The 16,172-nt window shown below is 72.9% G+C and carries 10 protein-coding genes; 3 read left to right on the top strand and 7 right to left on the bottom strand.

The window, feature by feature from the left end; all coding sequences use genetic code 11:
* The first annotated feature begins 232 nt into the window (after positions 1–232).
* Positions 233–2,401, top strand: coding sequence for a prolyl oligopeptidase family serine peptidase (locus LUU90_RS19705; RefSeq protein WP_275005542.1), 2,169 nt, complete (start codon positions 233–235; stop codon positions 2,399–2,401).
* A gap of 124 nt (positions 2,402–2,525) precedes the next feature.
* On the opposite strand, the gene LUU90_RS19700 is transcribed toward LUU90_RS19705, so the two are convergent.
* The 7 genes from LUU90_RS19700 to LUU90_RS19670 all read right to left on the bottom strand — a co-directional run bounded on the left by LUU90_RS19700 (position 2,526) and on the right by LUU90_RS19670 (position 12,008).
* Positions 2,526–3,563, bottom strand: coding sequence for a hypothetical protein (locus LUU90_RS19700; protein WP_275005541.1), 1,038 nt, complete (start codon positions 3,561–3,563; stop codon positions 2,526–2,528).
* Positions 3,564–3,656: 93 nt separating this feature from the next.
* Positions 3,657–4,934 (bottom strand): tRNA 2-thiouridine(34) synthase MnmA, encoded by a 1,278-nt coding sequence (gene mnmA / locus LUU90_RS19695; protein ID WP_275005539.1) that lies wholly within the window; start codon positions 4,932–4,934, stop codon positions 3,657–3,659.
* Positions 4,934–6,097, bottom strand: a complete 1,164-nt coding sequence (locus LUU90_RS19690) for a cysteine desulfurase family protein (protein WP_425596269.1) — start codon at positions 6,095–6,097, stop codon at positions 4,934–4,936. Before LUU90_RS19690 ends, mnmA begins: the two co-directional genes overlap by 1 nt.
* 290 nt (positions 6,098–6,387) lie before the next feature.
* Positions 6,388–8,586, bottom strand: coding sequence for a PhoX family protein (locus LUU90_RS19685; RefSeq protein ID WP_275005536.1), 2,199 nt, complete (start codon positions 8,584–8,586; stop codon positions 6,388–6,390).
* Between the two features lie 126 nt (positions 8,587–8,712).
* Entirely contained in the window at positions 8,713–9,891 is a 1,179-nt protein-coding gene (locus LUU90_RS19680) for a HesA/MoeB/ThiF family protein (protein ID WP_275005534.1), read from the bottom strand.
* Between the two features lie 197 nt (positions 9,892–10,088).
* A complete protein-coding gene (locus LUU90_RS19675; RefSeq protein ID WP_275005533.1) occupies positions 10,089–11,066 on the bottom strand; it encodes an electron transfer flavoprotein subunit alpha/FixB family protein in 978 nt (325 codons plus the stop codon).
* Between the two features lie 96 nt (positions 11,067–11,162).
* Positions 11,163–12,008 carry an electron transfer flavoprotein subunit beta/FixA family protein gene (locus LUU90_RS19670; RefSeq protein WP_275005532.1) on the bottom strand — a complete coding sequence of 282 codons (846 nt, stop codon included), beginning with the start codon at positions 12,006–12,008 and terminating at the stop codon, positions 11,163–11,165.
* A gap of 73 nt (positions 12,009–12,081) precedes the next feature.
* Here LUU90_RS19670 and glgX point away from each other — a divergent pair, with 73 nt between their 5' ends.
* Both glgX and LUU90_RS19660 read left to right on the top strand, forming a co-directional pair.
* Complete coding sequence (glgX, locus tag LUU90_RS19665; protein WP_275005531.1) at positions 12,082–14,409, top strand: glycogen debranching protein GlgX; 2,328 nt, start codon at positions 12,082–12,084, stop codon at positions 14,407–14,409.
* A gap of 46 nt (positions 14,410–14,455) precedes the next feature.
* The gene (locus tag LUU90_RS19660) at positions 14,456–16,171 is read left to right on the top strand and encodes an FAD-binding dehydrogenase (protein ID WP_275005530.1); all 1,716 of its coding nucleotides are present in this window, start codon (positions 14,456–14,458) and stop codon (positions 16,169–16,171) included.
* Position 16,172 lies beyond the last annotated feature (1 nt).

Genomic DNA, 16,172 nt, shown 5'->3' with positions numbered 1-16,172 from the left:
CGGCTGGAGAGGGCGAACAACCCCCTGGAGTGCAGTTTCTACCACAGCGCGTCCCGGGCGTGGAAGGGCACGACCGTGGTGCGACCAGCGAAAATCTGTGCCATTGAGGAATGTGGCTGCCCCGTGGCGCAATAACACCACATTACGGCTAAAAGTGGACTGGCGCGATGCGAGAGCGTGGGACGCGGCCCAGGACGGCGGCAGCCCGGAGGGGCCGCGTAGGGTGCTCTTCATGAGCGTCGAGCACACCCAGACCGCCCCCAGAACCGCTCTCCCGGACACCCCTCTCGACCCCACCGCTCCCGACCCGTTCGCGTGGCTCGAGGACGTCGACGGCGACACCGCCCTGAGCTGGGTCCGCGAGCGCAACGCGCACAGTGCGGAGGCCCTCGGGGGTCCCGCGTTCACCGAGACGGAGCGGGCGGTGCGCGAGGTCCTCGACTCGGACGACAAGATCCCGCACGTCTCCAAGGTCGGCGAGCACTACTACAACTTCTGGCAGGACGCCGAGCACGAGCGCGGACTGTGGCGCCGCACCACCCTCGACTCCTACCGGACCGCCGACCCCGAGTGGGAGATCGTCCTCGACCTCGACGCCCTGGCCGAGCAGGAGGGCAAGAGCTGGGTCTGGCACGGCGCGAGCGTCCTGCGCCCCACGCCGGAGCAGCTCGCGGCGGGCGAGCCGCGCAGGCGCGCGCTGGTCGACCTGTCCCCCGGCGGCTCGGACTCCGACGTGACTCGCGAGTTCGACCTGGTCACGAAGCAGTTCGTACCCGAGAGCGAGGGCGGCTTCGTCCGCGCCCAGGCCAAGGGCGGGCTGTCCTGGGTCGACGAGGACACGGTCTACGTGTTCACGGACTTCGGCGAGGGCACCATGACGCCGTCCGGCTACCCCCGGCAGGTGAAGCGGTGGCGCCGCGGCACTCCGCTGGCCGAGGCGACCCTCGTCTACGAGGGCACCGACCAGGACATGTACATCAGCGCGTCGCGCTCGCACACCCCAGGATTCGAGCGGGACCTGGTGCACCGTGCCCTGCGGTTCTACGCCAACGAGACCTACCTGGCGACGAACGTGGGCACCCCCGACCAGACCCTCACCAAGATCGACGTGCCGGACTCCGCGAACGTCGGCCTGCACCGCGAGTGGATGATGGTCCGGCTGCGTGACGACTGGGCGCTCGGCGGCACGACCTACCGTGCCGGGTCGCTGCTCGTGGCCCCGTTCGACGACTTCATGGCCGGGTCGCGCGACCTGACGGTCCTCTTCGAGCCGACGCCGACGACGTCGCTCGCCGGGATCACCTGGACGCGGAACCACCTGGTGCTCAACGTGCTGGACGACGTGAAGAACCTCCTCCACGTGCTGACGCCGCCCGGCGACGGCACGGCGTCGGGCGGCGACCAGGGGTGGACCCGCTCCGACCTGTCCGTGGGCGGCGAGCTGCTGACGGTCGGCGTCGGCGCGGTGGACGTCGTCGACTCGGACGACGTCTGGGTGGTCACCACCGGCTACCTGACCCCGTCGACGCTGGGGCGCACCACGGTCGGGGCGCAGGAGCAGCCCGCGCCCGAGGTGCTCAAGTCCGCGCCGTCGTACTTCGAGGCGGCCGGGCTGGAGGTCCGCCAGCAGTTCACCGAGTCGGACGACGGGACGCGTGTGCCGTACTTCGTCGTCGGCCGTGCGGACCTCGTCTCCGGCGAGGCCGGTCCCGCGCCCACCCTGCTGTGGGGCTACGGCGGGTTCGAGCACGCGATCCTGCCCGGGTACTCGGGCACCGTCGGCCGGGCGTGGCTGGCGCGCGGCGGCGTGTACGCCGTGGCGAACATCCGCGGCGGCGGCGAGTACGGGCCGGCCTGGCACCAGGCAGCGCTGAAGGAACACCGGCACCGGGCGTACGAGGACTTCGCCGCGGTGGCACGTGACCTCGTCGCGCGCGGTATCACCGTCCCCGCGCAGCTCGGGATGGAAGGTCGCTCGAACGGCGGGCTGCTCGCCGGCAACATGCTGACGCAGTACCCGGACCTGTTCGGGGCGATCATCGTCGGTGTGCCGCTGCTGGACATGAAGCGGTACTCCCACCTGCTCGCCGGCGCGTCCTGGATGGCCGAGTACGGCGACCCGGACACCGACGAGTGGGAGTTCCTCCAGAAGTACTCGCCGTACCACCTGTTCGACGCCGCCCGGGACTACCCGCCGGTGCTGTTCACGACGTCGACCAAGGACGACCGGGTGCATCCCGGCCACGCCCGCAAGATGGCCGCGCTCATGCTGGCGGCGGGCAAGGACGTGACGTACTACGAGAACATCGAGGGCGGCCACGGCGGTGCGGCGAACAACGCGCAGGCCGCGTACATGGCGGCGACGCACTGGACGTTCCTCTGGAACCGCCTGACCAGCTGACGCCGAGGCCGCGCTCACACCCGGCGCCGTCGTCCCCCTTCGAGGTCTAAGTTGCTCCCTTCTGAAGCGATTCAGGGCGGAGAAACTTAGACCTCGAAGGGGATGGCCTCGAAGGGGGCGGGGGTCAGGCCTCCGCGCGTTCCGACAGGGACTCCGCCACCCGGCCCAGGTTGGCCAGCTCCGCGCGGTGTGCGTCCGTCGAGGCGAGCGACTTGCGGGACGCGGCCAGGAGGGTCACCTCGGTGAGCTTCGCGGCGGGCAGGCCGATCCGCCGCCACGGGACGGCGACGATGTCGGCCAGCTCGCCGAGCGCCGGTCCCGCACACTGCGAGACCTGTGCCGGCGGCAGCCCCGCCCAGAGCCCGGTGCCCCGCTCCATGGCACGAGCCACCAGCTCCCAGGCCCGTTCGTTCCAGCCGCCGGGCCCGACGTCGGCCAGGTCGAGGCCCAGCGCGTCGGCACCGGCGAGCACCACGGGCGGCACCCCGACCCAGGTGCTGCCGAGGTGGACGACGGAGCGGGCGCCGGCGTCGCGCACCGCTGTGAGCACGGGCTCGAGCCCTTCCACGATCTCGGGCCCGGCCACCGCCCGCAGCCGGGAGAACCCGGAGAACGTCGGCAGCACGCCCGCGTGCACCTGACCGAGCAACGGCTCCGCGAGCTGGATGGTGACCTCGGCGCCGGGTACCTGGGCCACGAGGTCGGCCACGAGCGTCCGCAGGCTCCCGGCGAGCGCGAGGCCGAGGTCCGCCCGGGCGCCGGTGTCGGCCAGGACGCGGTCCCCGCGTGCGGACCACAGCTGGGCCGCCAGCGTCCACGGCCCCAGCATCTCCACGGTGAGCGGTCCCGTGTGGCCGTGAGCCGCGATGGCGAGGGCCTCGAGGTCCTCGCGCCAGAACGTCTCGCCCCGCCGCGTGTCGATGCCCGGCCGCTCGGTGAGCTTCCAGCCGTGCGGACCCAGCTCGACGGGCATCTCGGCGAGCCGCACCGCCGTCCGCCCGAGGGGGTCCGCGCCGGGACCACGCTGTTCCAGCTGCGTCAGGAACGGGATCGCGTCGACGCCCGTGGGCAGCTCCGCGAGCTCGTCCAACGCGGTCTGCTGCGCCTCGAGCACGTCGCGCTCGCCTCCGGGCCACGGCCCGTGTCCGGTCACAGCGGTCATCAGCTCTCCTTGTTCAGATGTCGGTCCTGCGGCGTCCCACGCATCACCGGGACGAGACCGGTCAGCCGTTCGACCGGTCCCGACGGACCGAGGTCAGCGAGCTCGGTCCATGGCCGTGGCAGCCGGCGCAGGTGCTCGCCAGGCTCGGGAGACCGTCGCTTGACCCAGTACCCGTGTACCGCGGTACACCACCACCGACTGGCCCGGCGCGACGCCGCGCAGAGGTGCGCCGGTCAGCTCGATCTCCATGGCGGGTGCGGACGAGTCCGCCCCGGCCGCGGACGACGCCGGCCGCTCACCTTCCGGTACGCCGTCACCATACGCGTCTCCGGCCCGGGCGATCGACCGCACCCGTGCCGGGACGGGCGCGCCGTGCGCGCGGACCTGCACCTCCGCGTCGAACCAGCCGTCCGGGTCGGGGACGACGTCGGTGGTCTCGACGGGCTCGACCACCGGAGCGGGTAGCACGCCGTCGAACCACAGGGCCTTCTCCCCCGCGATCCGGTCGACGCTCAGCAGCTCGGCGGGGCCCACCACCACCGTGTTCGTGGTGGGCTGCACGTCGACAACGTACCGCGCCTTGCCATCGGCGGCCGGTCTCCCGAGCCCGAGCCCCTTGCGCTGCCCCACCGTGAACGCGTAGGCGCCGTCGTGCTCGCCCACCACCTCGCCGTCGGTGTCGACCACGGCGCCGGGCCGGGAACCCAGGCGGGACTGCAGGAACCCACGGGTGTCGCCGTCGGCCACGAAGCAGATGTCGTAGGAGTCGGGCTTGGCGGAGACCGACAGCCCGCGCCGCGCCGCCTCGGCCCGCACCTCGTCCTTCGACGCAAACCCGCCCAACGGGAACATCGCGCGCGCGAGCCGCTCCGGACCGGCGACCGCGAGCACGTACGACTGGTCCTTGGCGTCGTTCGGCGAGCGGTGCAGCTCGCGCACGCTGCGCCGGCCGCCGTCGCGCAGCGCGACCTCACGGGTCACGATCTGCGCGTAGTGGCCCGTCGCGACCGCGTCGAACCCGAGGGCCGTCGCCTTGTCCAGGAGGGCCTCGAACTTGATGTGCTCGTTGCAGCGCACGCACGGGTTGGGGGTGCGGCCGGCCTCGTACTCCGACAGGAAGTCGGCCACGACCGTGTCCTCGAACCGCTCGGACAGGTCCCACACGTAGTACGGGATGCCGAGCACGTCGGCCGCGCGGCGGGCGTCACCGGCGTCCTCGATGGAGCAGCAGCCGCGGGACCCCGTGCGGAACTGGTCCCGGTTCCGGGAGAGCGCCATGTGCACGCCCACGACGTCATGCCCCGCCTCGACCGCGAGCGCCGCGGCGACCGCGGAGTCCACGCCACCCGACATGGCTGCGAGCACCCGCATCACATACCTCCGATCGCACGGCCGGACACGAGACCCGCGGCCTGCGCCCTGGCCACCACCTGGGGCAGCGCGGCGACGAGCCGGTCGACGTCGGACTCCGTGGAGGTGGCCCCGAGCGTGAAGCGCAGGGCGCCGCGGGCCTCGGCCTCGGGAACGCCCATGGCGAGCAGCACGTGCGACGGCTGGGGCACGCCAGCCTGGCAGGCCGAGCCGGTGGAGGCCTGCACCCCTGCGGAGTCGAGCAGGTACAGCAGGGAGTCGCCCTCGGCACCGGGGAAGGTGAAGTGCGCGTTGCCGGGCAGCCGGTCGCCCGATCCCGGATCGGGGCCGCGCAGCACCGCCGACGGTGCGGCGACGCGTACGCGGGTGACGAGGTCGTCACGCAGGGCGGCCAGGCGGGCGGCGCGCTGCGGCAGGCACTCGACGGCGTGGCGTGCGGCGACGCCGAAGGCGGCGATCGAGGCGGTGTCGAGCGTCCCGGAGCGCACGCCGCGCTCCTGGCCGCCGCCGTGCAGCACCGCGTCGAGCGCGAGGTCGCGCCGCGCGAGCAGGGCGCCGACACCCACGGGGCCGCCCAGCTTGTGGCCGCTGACGGTCATGGCGTCGACGCCGGAACCCGTGAAGTCGACGTCCACCTGGCCCACTGCCTGTACGGCGTCGGTGTGCACGGGGATGCCGTACGGGCGCGCGGCGCGCACCACGTCGCGGATCGGCTGCAGCGTGCCGACCTCGTTGTTGGCCCACATGACGCTGATCAGCGCGGTCTCGTCGGCATGGGCGGCGAGCTCGGCGCGCAGGGCGTCGAGGTCGAGCCGGCCCTCGCCGTCGACGGGCAGGAGCACTATCTCGGCGCCCGCGTGGCCGGCCAGCCAGAAGGCGGGGTCGAGCACCGCGTGGTGCTCCACCGCGGAGACGAGGATGCGGCAGCGGCGGGTGTCCTGCGCGCGGCGTCCCCAGAAGATGCCCTTGATCGCCAGGTTGTCCGACTCGGTGCCGCCCGCCGTGAAGATGACCTCGCTCGGCCGTGCGCCCAGGGATTTCGCGAGCGTCTCGCGTGCCTCCTCGACGGCGCGCCGTGCCGTGCGGCCCGCGGAGTGCAGCGACGACGCGTTGCCGGTGCGCTGCGCCTCGGCCACGAACGCCGCGAGCGCCGCGGCCGACATGGGCGTGGTCGCGGCGTGATCGAGGTACGCGCCGTCCGGCTCGCGCGGCGGTTGGCCGTGCGCGCCGCTCGCCGTCAGGGGCGTGCGTGCGGGATCGGGAGGCGGGGTCGTCACGGTCATCAAGTCTACGAACGTCACGGAGCCCTGATCGCATCCCACGGTGTGACGTGATGCCAGGCGTGCCTTACCCCGGGACGGCACGCGTACGCCGCTGGTCGTGCCCGCCGGGCCCCGAGCTCCGACAAGCTCGGGACCCGGCGGGCACGACCAGCGGCGCCGGATGGTGCGGATCAGCGGCCGGAGCCGCCCTTGCCGTTGCCCTTGCCGCGGTAGACCTGCACGACCGTGGGGCGCGGTCCCCGGAAGTCGCCGGCCTCGGGGCGGACGCCCTCGGCCACGTAGTCCGGGAAGAAGGACTGCGGTGCGGCGAACGTGCCGTCCTCACCCGGGTGCTGCACGTTGACGTAGACCATGCCGTCACGCGAGTCGATGATCGGGCCGCAGGTCTCGGCGCCGGCGGGCACCGAGAGGAACTGCTGCACGTGGCCACGCTCACGGCCCACGACCGGCACCTTGAACAGTCCGTCGCACTTGGCGATGCCGCTGGAGCTCGGCTGGCCGTCGGTCGAGATCCAGAGGTTGCCCTCGGCGTCGAACGCGAGGTTGTCCGGGCAGGAGATCGGCGAGACCCGGTCCTTGGGGTAGCCCGCGAAGTACGTGCCCTCGACGGCGGGGTCACCGGCGACGAGCAGCAGGTTCCACGTGAAGCGGGTGGAGGTCTGGTCACCCGAGGGGATGATCTCGACGACGTGCCCGTCCCGGTTGCCGTTGATGGTGGCGCCGTTCTGGACCTTGCGGTCGCGCGGGTTCATCTCCGTGGCACCCTCGTTGGCGTTGCCCGGGGTGCGGCCCGAGTTGTTGGTGCACGCCACGTAGATGCGGCCCGTGACCGGGCTGATCTCGACGTCCTCGGGACGGTCCATCTTGGTGGCGCCGACCTTGTCCGCGGCCATCCGGGTGTAGACGAGCACCTCCTCGACGGACATGCCCGCCACCTTGCTGCGGCCGTCCACGACCAGTGGCAGCCACTCGCCTGAGCCGTCGAAGGCGCCGTCGGAGGGGAGCGCGCCGGAACCGTCGATCTCGGCGGCCGGCGAGTCGCCGGTGAACTTGGCGACGTAGAGGTCGCCCTCCGAGAGCAGGGTCTTGTTGTGGGCGCGGGCCCAGCGCGAGCTGCCCTTGGCCACGCGGTCCTTGGAGACGAACTTGTAGACGTAGTCGAACGCCTGGTCGTCACCCATGTACGCGACGGCGTGGCCCTTGCGGGACAGCGTGACGTTGGCGCCCTCGTGCTTGAAGCGGCCCAGGGCGGTGTGCTTCACGGGCGGCGCGGACGGGTCGTGCGGGTCGAGCTCGACGATCCAGCCGAAGCGGTTGGACTCGTTCTCGAACCCGGCGCCGCCACCGAAGCGCGGGTCGTCGGCCTCCCAGCCGTAGCTGGTCGAGCTGCCGATGCCGTAGCGGGCGTCGGCGGCGGGGTTGGCGCCTGCGGCCTTGAAGTAGCCGTTGAAGTTCTCCTCGCCCGACAGGACGGTGCCCCACGGGGTGGTGCCGCCCGCGCAGTTGTTCATCGTGCCGAGCACGCGGGTGCCGGTCGGGTCCGCGGACGTCTTGAGCAGGTCGGTGCCAGCCGCGGGGCCGTCGATGACGAACTCCGTGTCCATGTGGATACGGCGGTTGAACGGGCTGATCCGCTGGTACGACCAGGGCTTGCCCGGCGCCTTGCGGCGGACCTCGACGACGGCCATGCCGTGCGCAGCGCGCTCGATCGCACGGGCGTAGGCGTTCTTCGTGCCCGTGACGTTCCCGGCGGCGTCGGTCTCCCAGTACTTCGCCGTGGGCGGGAACATGATCGCCGGGTTGGTGTACTCGAGGTTCGAGACCAGGAGGCCGCGGGTGCCGCGCCGCTCGTCGCCGACGTCGAACGGCAGGATGTCGAGGTAGTCGCAGTTGTAGCCGAACTGCTTGGCCGCCTGCTCCGGCGACTGGTTGTTCGGGTCGAAAGTACGTGCGCCCGGGAGGATCGGGTCGCCCCAGCGGATGATCGGGTCCCAGGTGTAGCCCTCGGGCACCACGAGCGCGTCGACGTCGACGGGCTGCGGGTCGATCGCACCGAAGGCCAGGCCGCGGCCGCCGCCGTGGCCGGGGAAGCGTCCCTCGGGCAGGGGCGCGGCGGTGGCGGACGGCGCGTTGTCGACGCCCTGCGCCCCGATCACCACGGCGCCGGCGGCGACCGCGAGCGTGCCGAGCATCGCGCGGCGCGACAGCACCGAGCTCACGACGTCCTTGAAGTACTCGTTGGCGCTCTCGTTGGGGGCGGGGTGCAGGCACGCGTCGTTGCACTTGAGACGGCACGTGACGGGGCTGCGCTTGCCGCGCGCGTGCGTGTGCACCGTGAGCAGCGAGCGGTGTTCGGGGGCGATCGTCATCGGAGGTTCTCCGGTCCGAGCTGGGGGGTAGGTCGTCGTCAACCTAGAAGCAGGCGGTGTCTCGCCTGCGTCAGGTCCGGTACGTCCAGATGAACGGGACGTGTCCAGGAAGTGGGTCAGTGCTCCTCAGCCGAGGATCGCGCGGCTCGTGACGTCGCGCCACCCCTCGGCGCGCAGCAGCTGCTCCGCACCGCGGGACCGCAGACCGCGCTCGCACACCACGACGACCGGCCCGTCGACCGGGTGGTCGAGCAGCTCCGGCGGCAGGTTACCGGCCGCGAGGTCCTCCAGCCGGGCGAAGACCGCACCGGGTACCGCGCCCGGGCGCAGCCCGACGTCGAGCAGCAGGATGCCGGACGCCTCGAGCTCGCCCGGGTTCGGCTCGGGGGTACCCGGCCCCGGCCCCGGTGACACCTGCTGAGGGGCCGCAGCGGGCTCCGGGGGCGGCGCGAGCGCCGACCCCTCGACGACCTGCGAGGCCCGCACGGCCTCCGCGGTCAGCGCGGCCTCCGCGGTCGGTCCGGTCTCCGCGGTCGGTCCGGTAGCGGACGGCGGCGGCGCCAGCTCGATCGTGTCCCACGCGGAGGTGCGCGCGTCGTAGGCCAGCAGTCGGCCCAGCGCCGGATCGCCGGTACCCGTCAGGACCTTGACCGCCTCGACCGCCATCGTCGAGCCCACGACGCCGCACGCCGGGCTCAGCACGCCCACCGTCGCGCACGACTCCCCCTCGGGCGGCTGCGGACCGAAGACGTCGGGGTAGGTGATCGCCCGCCCCTCGGGTGCCGCCGACCAGAAGACGCTCACCTGACCGTCCCAGCCCAGCACCGTTCCCCAGACGACGGGCAGGCCCAGGCTCGCCGCCGCCCCGGACACGGCGTAGCGCGTCTGATAAGTGTCCGAGCCGTCGACCACCAGGTGGTACCCGCCGAGGATCGCCGCGGCGTTGTCACGGGTCAGCCGCTCGCGATGCGCGATCACCTCGACGTCGGGGGCCAGCCCGCGCAGCACGTCGGCGGCGGACTCCGTCTTGGCGCGCCCGACGTCGGCCACCGTGTGCAGCACCTGCCGCTGCAGGTTGGAGGCCTCGACGACGTCGTCGTCGACGATGCCGAGCGTGCCGACGCCCGCGGCGGCAAGGTACTGGAGCACCGGCGACCCGAGACCGCCCGCGCCCACCACCACGACGCGGGACCGGGCCAGGCGCTCCTGCGCGGCCAGGCCGAACCCGTCGAGCAGGAGGTGCCGCGCGACCCGGCGCCGTTCCGCGGGTGCCAGCGAACCCCGGTCGGACTCGAGCTGCTCCATCCACTCATTCCACCACGTCGACGAACCAGCGGGCGCCCCGGGTGCCGCCTCCGGGGGCACGTCTGAGGGCACCCCTTCGAGGTCAAGGTTTCTTCGCTCTGAAACGGTTCAGAGCGGAGAAACTTAGACCTCGAAGAGGCCAGCCGCCCGCCGGCCGGCCAGCCAACCGCCGACGGAGCAGCCAACCGGCAGCACGCTCAGGCCTTGCGCTTGCGGATCTCCGCCGCGGCCTGCGGGAGAACGTCGGCGAGCTGCCCGACGACGGCGAAGTCGCAGATCTCGAAGATCGGCGCCTCCGGATCGCTGTTCACGGCGATGATCACCTGGGACGCCTGCATGCCGCCGCGGTGGTGCGGCGCGCCGGAGATGCCCGCACCGATGTAGACCCGCGGAGCCACCGTGACGCCGGTCTGGCCCACGTAGGTGTCCCACCAGCCCTCGAACGCCGCGTCACGCGACGCCCCGACGGCTGCGCCGAGCGCGTCCGCCAGGTCCTCGACGGGCCCGAAGTCGCCGTCGGTGCCGCGCCCGCCGGCCACGACCACGGCCGCCTGGTCCAGCGGCGGGCGGCCGCTCGTGTCGGTCTTCACCGCTCGGGACAGCAGCGTCACCGGGGACGGCGCCACCTCGACGGCGAACCCCTCGGTCACCGGCTCGACGGCGGTCCCGGCGGGCTGCGCGACCGCGGAGTTGGCCCGGACGGTCACCACGGCGACGTCGCTGGTCACCAGGCACTCGGTGTCCCACGAGCCGGCGAAGACGCGCTTGCCGGCCACGATCCGGCCGTCCTGGTCGCGCAGGGCGGCGGCGTCGATGACGAGGCCGGCGCCGAGGTCGTGGGCGGCGAGCGCCGCCGCCTCCTTCGCGGCGAACGACGTGGGCAGCAGCACCACGTCGGCGTCGGTGAGGCGCACGGCGGCAGCCAGGCCGGCCGCGACGACGGCGGGCAGGTGCCGCTCGTCGCCGGTCACGGAGGCGCCGCCGCGGGCGGGCTCGGCCTGGTGCACGGTCTCGACGCCGTACGCGCCGAGCTGCGCGAGCACCTCGACGGTGGGCGCTTCCAGGGCGACCGCCTCCACCCGGCCGAGGCCGCGCGCGATGGTGAGCAGCTCGAGCACGCTGGTGCGGACCTCGGTCGCGGGGTCGAGCAGGACCAGGACTGTGCGGTTGGTCATCGTCTCTCTCAAACTGAACTCGTCGGGCCGGACACTGCGGTTCCGCTTCGGGCGGGTGGCTCGATCAACGGCCCCGCCCTGCGCTGCACCTCCGCGTCAGACCAGGTCGTTGCGGATCAGGAAGTCGGCGAGCGCCACGCCGCCCTCGCCCTTGTCGGTGACGATCTCGGGTTCGGCGCGCTCGGGACGCGGGGCGGCGGACAGCGTCTCGGTGCGCGCGCCGGCGGTGCCGGCCACGGCGGGGTCGAGCCCGAGGTCGGCCGGGGACCACACCTCGATCTCCTTGCTGCGGGCGGCCATGATGAGCTTGAACCCCGGGAAGCGCGGCTGGTTGGCCGTGTCCGTCACGGACAGGACGGCGGGCAGCGGGCCGGACAGGCGCTCGGTCACGTCGTCGATCTCGCGGGTGATCGTCAGCACGCGCCCTGAGCCTGTCGAAGGGTCCGAATCCTCCGCGGGAGCCAGCTCGACCTTCTTGGCGAGGTTGAGCGTGGGCAGGCCGAGCTCGGCGCCGAGCAGTGTCGGGACCACGGAGCCGAGGCCGTCGAGGGCGGCCATGCCGGTCACCACGAGGTCCACCGGCGCCTCCTCGCCGAGCTTCCGCACGGCGGCGGCGAGCACGGCGGCGGTGCCGAAGTAGTCGGAGCCGGCCAGCGTGTCGTCGGACACGCGGATGCCCCGGTCCACACCGAGCTGGAACGCCTTGCGGAGTGCGACGTCGCCGTCGGGCCCGGCCATGGTGACGACGACCACCTCGCCGTCGTCGGGTCCGAGCCGGCCGGACTCACGCTCGGCCTCGACGAGCCGCAGGGCGGCCTCGACGGCGTTCTCGTCCAGCTCGTTGAGGGTGCCCTCGCCGGCGTCGCGCACTACCCGACGGTCCCGGAAACCGCGCTCGGTGTTGATGTCCGGGACGTACTTGGCGGTGACGACTATGCGCATGGGGTAACGGTACGACGTCGGGCGGCGTGGGACGGATGTCGTCCACGATGCCGTCTCTGCAACGATTGGTCCCATGGTGCAGTCTCCACGAGCAGAACCACAGCGCGCGCCGGGCGACCCGGTACCCCGTCCGGTCGTCCGGCCGTTGATCCGGCCGACGGCCCGGCGCAGCCACGTCCCGCCCCTCGGCGTCTACGTCACACCCGACGGCGGGATCGACGCGGCTGTCCTCGCGTCGCACGCGACCGCCGTCGACCTGTGCCTCATCGACGTCACCGATCCGGCCCTGGACGAGCACGACCCGAACCGGTACACCGAGCGCCGGGTCGAGATGGTGGGCCCGGTGTACGGCGTCTGGCACACGCACGTGCCGGACGTCGCCCCCGGCCAGCGCTACGGCTTCCGGGTGTACGGGCCGTGGGACCCCGAGGCGGGGATGCGTCACAACCCGGCCAAGCTGCTGGTCGACCCGTACGCCCGCGGGTTCGCCGGCCGGCTGGGCTACGGGCCGGAGGTGGTGGGCTCGGTGTCCACGGAACGGGAGCCGGGCTGGTGGCTCGGCGAGCCCTACGGCGCTCCGGACGAGCGGGACTCGCTCGCGTACGTGCCGCACTCCGTCGTCGTGGCGCCGCTGCCGCCGCCCGCTCCCCTGTCGCGGCCGCGCGTCCCCTGGGCCGACACGGTGATCTACGAGGCGCACGTACGTGGTCTGACGATGCTCCGCGAGGACATCCCGGCGGAGCTGCGCGGCACCTACGCGGGCGTGGCGCACCCGGCGGTGGTCGAGCACCTGCTGAGCCTGGGCGTGACGACGCTCGAGCTGCTGCCGATCCACAAGAGCGTGGCCGAGCCGCGGCTGGCTGCCGGCGGGCTGCCCAACTACTGGGGCTACAGCACCCTCGGGTTCTTCGCGCCCAACGCCGCGTACGCCACGCGGGCGGCGCAGGAGCAGGGCGCCGAGGCCGTGCTCGACGAGGTGCGCGGCATGGTGCACCTGCTGCACGAGGCGGGCATCGAGGTGCTGCTGGACGTGGTCTACAACCACACCTGCGAGGGCGGTGACGACGGGCTGCACGTGGCCTGGCGCGGCCTCGACAACCCGGTCTACTACCTGCACGACGGCGCCTCGCCCGCCGCTCTCGCGGATGTCACCGGCACGGGCAACTCGCTGGACTTCCGCCGTCCGCGCGTGATCCAGATGGCCCTGGACTCGCTGCGGTACTGGGCGGAGACCGTCGGTGTGGACGGCTACCGGTTCGACCTCGCGGTGACGCTGGGGCGCGGGAACGTCGGCTTCGACCCGGACCACCCGTTCCTGGTGGCCCTGCAGACCGACCCCGTGCTGTCGGGCCTCAAGCTCGTCGCGGAGCCCTGGGACGTCGGCCCCGGCGGCTGGCAGACCGGATCCTTCCCGCCGCCCATGGCGGAGTGGAACGACAGGTTCCGCGACGCCGCCCGCGGCTTCTGGCTGGACGCGCCCAAGCAGGGCGCGCGCGGCCAGGAGATGCTCGGCCTGCGTGACCTCGCGACGCGGCTCGCGGGGAGCGCCGACCTGTTCGGGCCGGGCGACCCCCCTCTGGTGCGTGGTCCCGTCGCCTCCGTGAACTACGTGACGGCCCACGACGGCTTCACCCTCGCGGACCTGGTGGCCTACGACCACAAGCACAACGAGGCCAACGGCGAGAACAACCGGGACGGGACGAACAACAACCTGTCGTGGAACCACGGGATCGAGGGCCACACCACGACGGGCGACGACGCCACCACCGAGCCGTGGCAGGCGATCGTGCCGCCACGACGCCGGTCGCAGCGCAACCTGCTGGGCACGCTGCTGCTCTCCGCGGGCACCCCCATGCTCACCGCGGGCGACGAGTTCGGCCGCAGCCAGGGCGGGAACAACAACGCGTACGTGCAGGACAACGAGGTCTCCTGGCTGCGCTGGGCGTTCGACGACGCGGCGACCGACCTGCTGGAGACCACCCGGTACCTGCTGCGGCTGCGGCGGGAGCACCCGGCGCTGCGGGCCGACTCGTTCTACCTGGGCTCGCCCCGGCCGAACGAGTCCGACCCGGACCTGCTCTGGTTCTCCGACGCCGGCGTGCTGATGGAGCCCGACACCTGGAACCAGACCTGCCGGCGCGTGCTGCAGATGCTGCGGACCGGACCGGCCGCCGGTGACTCGGACGTGCTCCTGGTCGTGAACGGCAGCCTGGACGACGCCCATGTGACGCTGCCGCCCCACCCCCGCGCGGACGGCGCACCGTGGCAGCTCGTCTGGGACTCGTCCTGGGACTTCCCGTCCGTGCCCGAGGACGAGGCAGGCCCGCGGACCTCGGTGACGCTGGACGCGCTCAGCCTCCAGGTGCTGCTCTCGCCGGGCGTCGTTTCACCCCCGAGATGACCTGGTGATCCCACCACGAGGCGTATGTCCTGGTTAAGGTGCGCTCATGACTGACTCCGTCCACAACAACGCCGTTGCCGCCGCGGTCGACACCGACGTCATCGTCATCGGCGCGGGGCTGTCGGGGCTGGTCACCGCCACCGAGCTGACGGCGTCGGGCAAGCGGGTGGTCCTGCTGGACCAGGAGCCTGCCGCGTCGCTGGGCGGTCAGGCCTGGTGGTCGTTCGGCGGGCTGTTCCTCGTGGACTCCCCCGAGCAGCGCCGCCTGAAGGTGAAGGACTCTTTCGACCTCGCCTTCGCCGACTGGCTCGGCTCGGCCCAGTTCGCGCCGGGCGCCGAGCGTGGTGAGGGGCCGGACCGCTTCGGGTACCGGTGGGCCAAGGGGTTCGTCGAGTTCGCCGCCGGGGACCTGCGGCCGTGGCTGCACGCCAAGGGGGTGCGCTGGTTCCCGTTGGTGCAGTGGGCGGAACGCGGCGGGTATCCGGCCGGCGGCCACGGCAACTCCGTGCCGCGCTTCCACGTCACGTGGGGCACGGGGCCCGCCGTCGTCGCGCCGTTCGTCGCCGCCGCGCACGAGGCGAACCGGGCCGGCCTGCTGGACCTGCGTTTCCGCCACCGGGTGACGTCCCTGGTCACCACGGACGGCCGGGTCACAGGGGTACGGGCGGAGGTCCTGGCCGACGACGGCGTCCGCCGCGGCGAGCCCTCCAGCCGTACGGTGACCGGCGAGGTGGAGCTGTCCGCGCAGGCCGTGGTGGTCGCGAGCGGCGGCATCGGTGCGAACCACGACCTGGCGCGCGCCCACTGGTCGGCGGACGCCGGGCGACTGCCCACGCGGATGCTGTCCGGCGTGCCCGACTCGACGGACGGGCTCATGCTCGGCGTCGCCTCGGCATCCGGTGCGGCCCTGGTGCACGAGGACCGTATGTGGCACTACCCCGAGGGCATCGCGAACCACTCGCCGGTCTGGTCCGAGCACGGCATCCGGATCCTGCCCGGCCCGTCGTCGCTGTGGCTCGATGCCGACGGCGGCCGCCTGCCCGGCCCGCTGTTCCCGGGCTTCGACGCGCTCGGGGCGCTCCGGCACGTGACGACGCGAGGCGACGACCACTCCTGGTTCGTGCTGAACAAGACCATCATGGAGAAGGAGTTCGCGCTGTCGGGCTCCGAGCAGAACCCCGACCTGACCGGCAAGTCCGTGCCGCTCCTGCTGGAGCGGGTGCGCGGGCGGTCGGTACCGGTGCGGACGTTCGCCGAGCAGTCGGAGGAGTTCCTCTGGGCGAGCACGCCCGCCGAGCTCGCCGCGAAGATGAACGCGCTCACCGAGGCCACCGAAGGCTCGACCGGGCACGTCGACGGCGACGCGCTCGCCGCCCTCATCGCCGCCCGCGACGCGCAGGTGGCCACGGGACTGGGCAAGGACCCCCAGGTCGTGGCGACGTCGGCCGCGCGGCACTTCATCGTGGACAAGGCGATCCGGGTGTCTCCGCCGCGCGCCCTCACCGACCCCAAGGACGGGCCGCTGCTCGCCGTCCGCCTGTCGGTGCTGACCCGCAAGACGCTCGGCGGCATCTGGTGCGACGAGACGGGACGCGCCCTGACTCCCGCGGGAGACGTGCTGGAAGGCCTGTGGGCGGTCGGCGAGGCTGCCGGCTTCGGCGGCGGTGGCTCCCACGGGCACCGTGCGCTGGAGGGCACGTTCCTGGGCGGCTGCCTCTTCACGGGCCGCACGACAGGACGTGCCCTGGCGGAGGCGCTGTAGG

This window comes from Promicromonospora iranensis (genome assembly GCF_028994775.1).
In the GTDB taxonomy this organism is placed as follows: Bacteria; Actinomycetota; Actinomycetes; order Actinomycetales; family Cellulomonadaceae; genus Promicromonospora; species Promicromonospora iranensis_A.
This window is presented reverse-complemented; position numbering and strand designations above follow the sequence as displayed.

Coding starts and splice junctions, on each gene's coding strand:
- LUU90_RS19705 (WP_275005542.1), top strand. CDS start 233: ATGAGCGTCGAGCACACCCAGACCGCCCCCAGAACCGCTCTCCCGGAC.
- LUU90_RS19700 (WP_275005541.1), bottom strand. CDS start 3,563: ATGACCGCTGTGACCGGACACGGGCCGTGGCCCGGAGGCGAGCGCGAC.
- mnmA (WP_275005539.1), bottom strand. CDS start 4,934: ATGCGGGTGCTCGCAGCCATGTCGGGTGGCGTGGACTCCGCGGTCGCC.
- LUU90_RS19690 (WP_425596269.1), bottom strand. CDS start 6,097: ATGTCGGCCGCGGCGCTCGCGGCGTTCGTGGCCGAGGCGCAGCGCACC.
- LUU90_RS19685 (WP_275005536.1), bottom strand. CDS start 8,586: ATGACGATCGCCCCCGAACACCGCTCGCTGCTCACGGTGCACACGCAC.
- LUU90_RS19680 (WP_275005534.1), bottom strand. CDS start 9,891: ATGGAGCAGCTCGAGTCCGACCGGGGTTCGCTGGCACCCGCGGAACGG.
- LUU90_RS19675 (WP_275005533.1), bottom strand. CDS start 11,066: ATGACCAACCGCACAGTCCTGGTCCTGCTCGACCCCGCGACCGAGGTC.
- LUU90_RS19670 (WP_275005532.1), bottom strand. CDS start 12,008: ATGCGCATAGTCGTCACCGCCAAGTACGTCCCGGACATCAACACCGAG.
- glgX (WP_275005531.1), top strand. CDS start 12,082: ATGGTGCAGTCTCCACGAGCAGAACCACAGCGCGCGCCGGGCGACCCG.
- LUU90_RS19660 (WP_275005530.1), top strand. CDS start 14,456: ATGACTGACTCCGTCCACAACAACGCCGTTGCCGCCGCGGTCGACACC.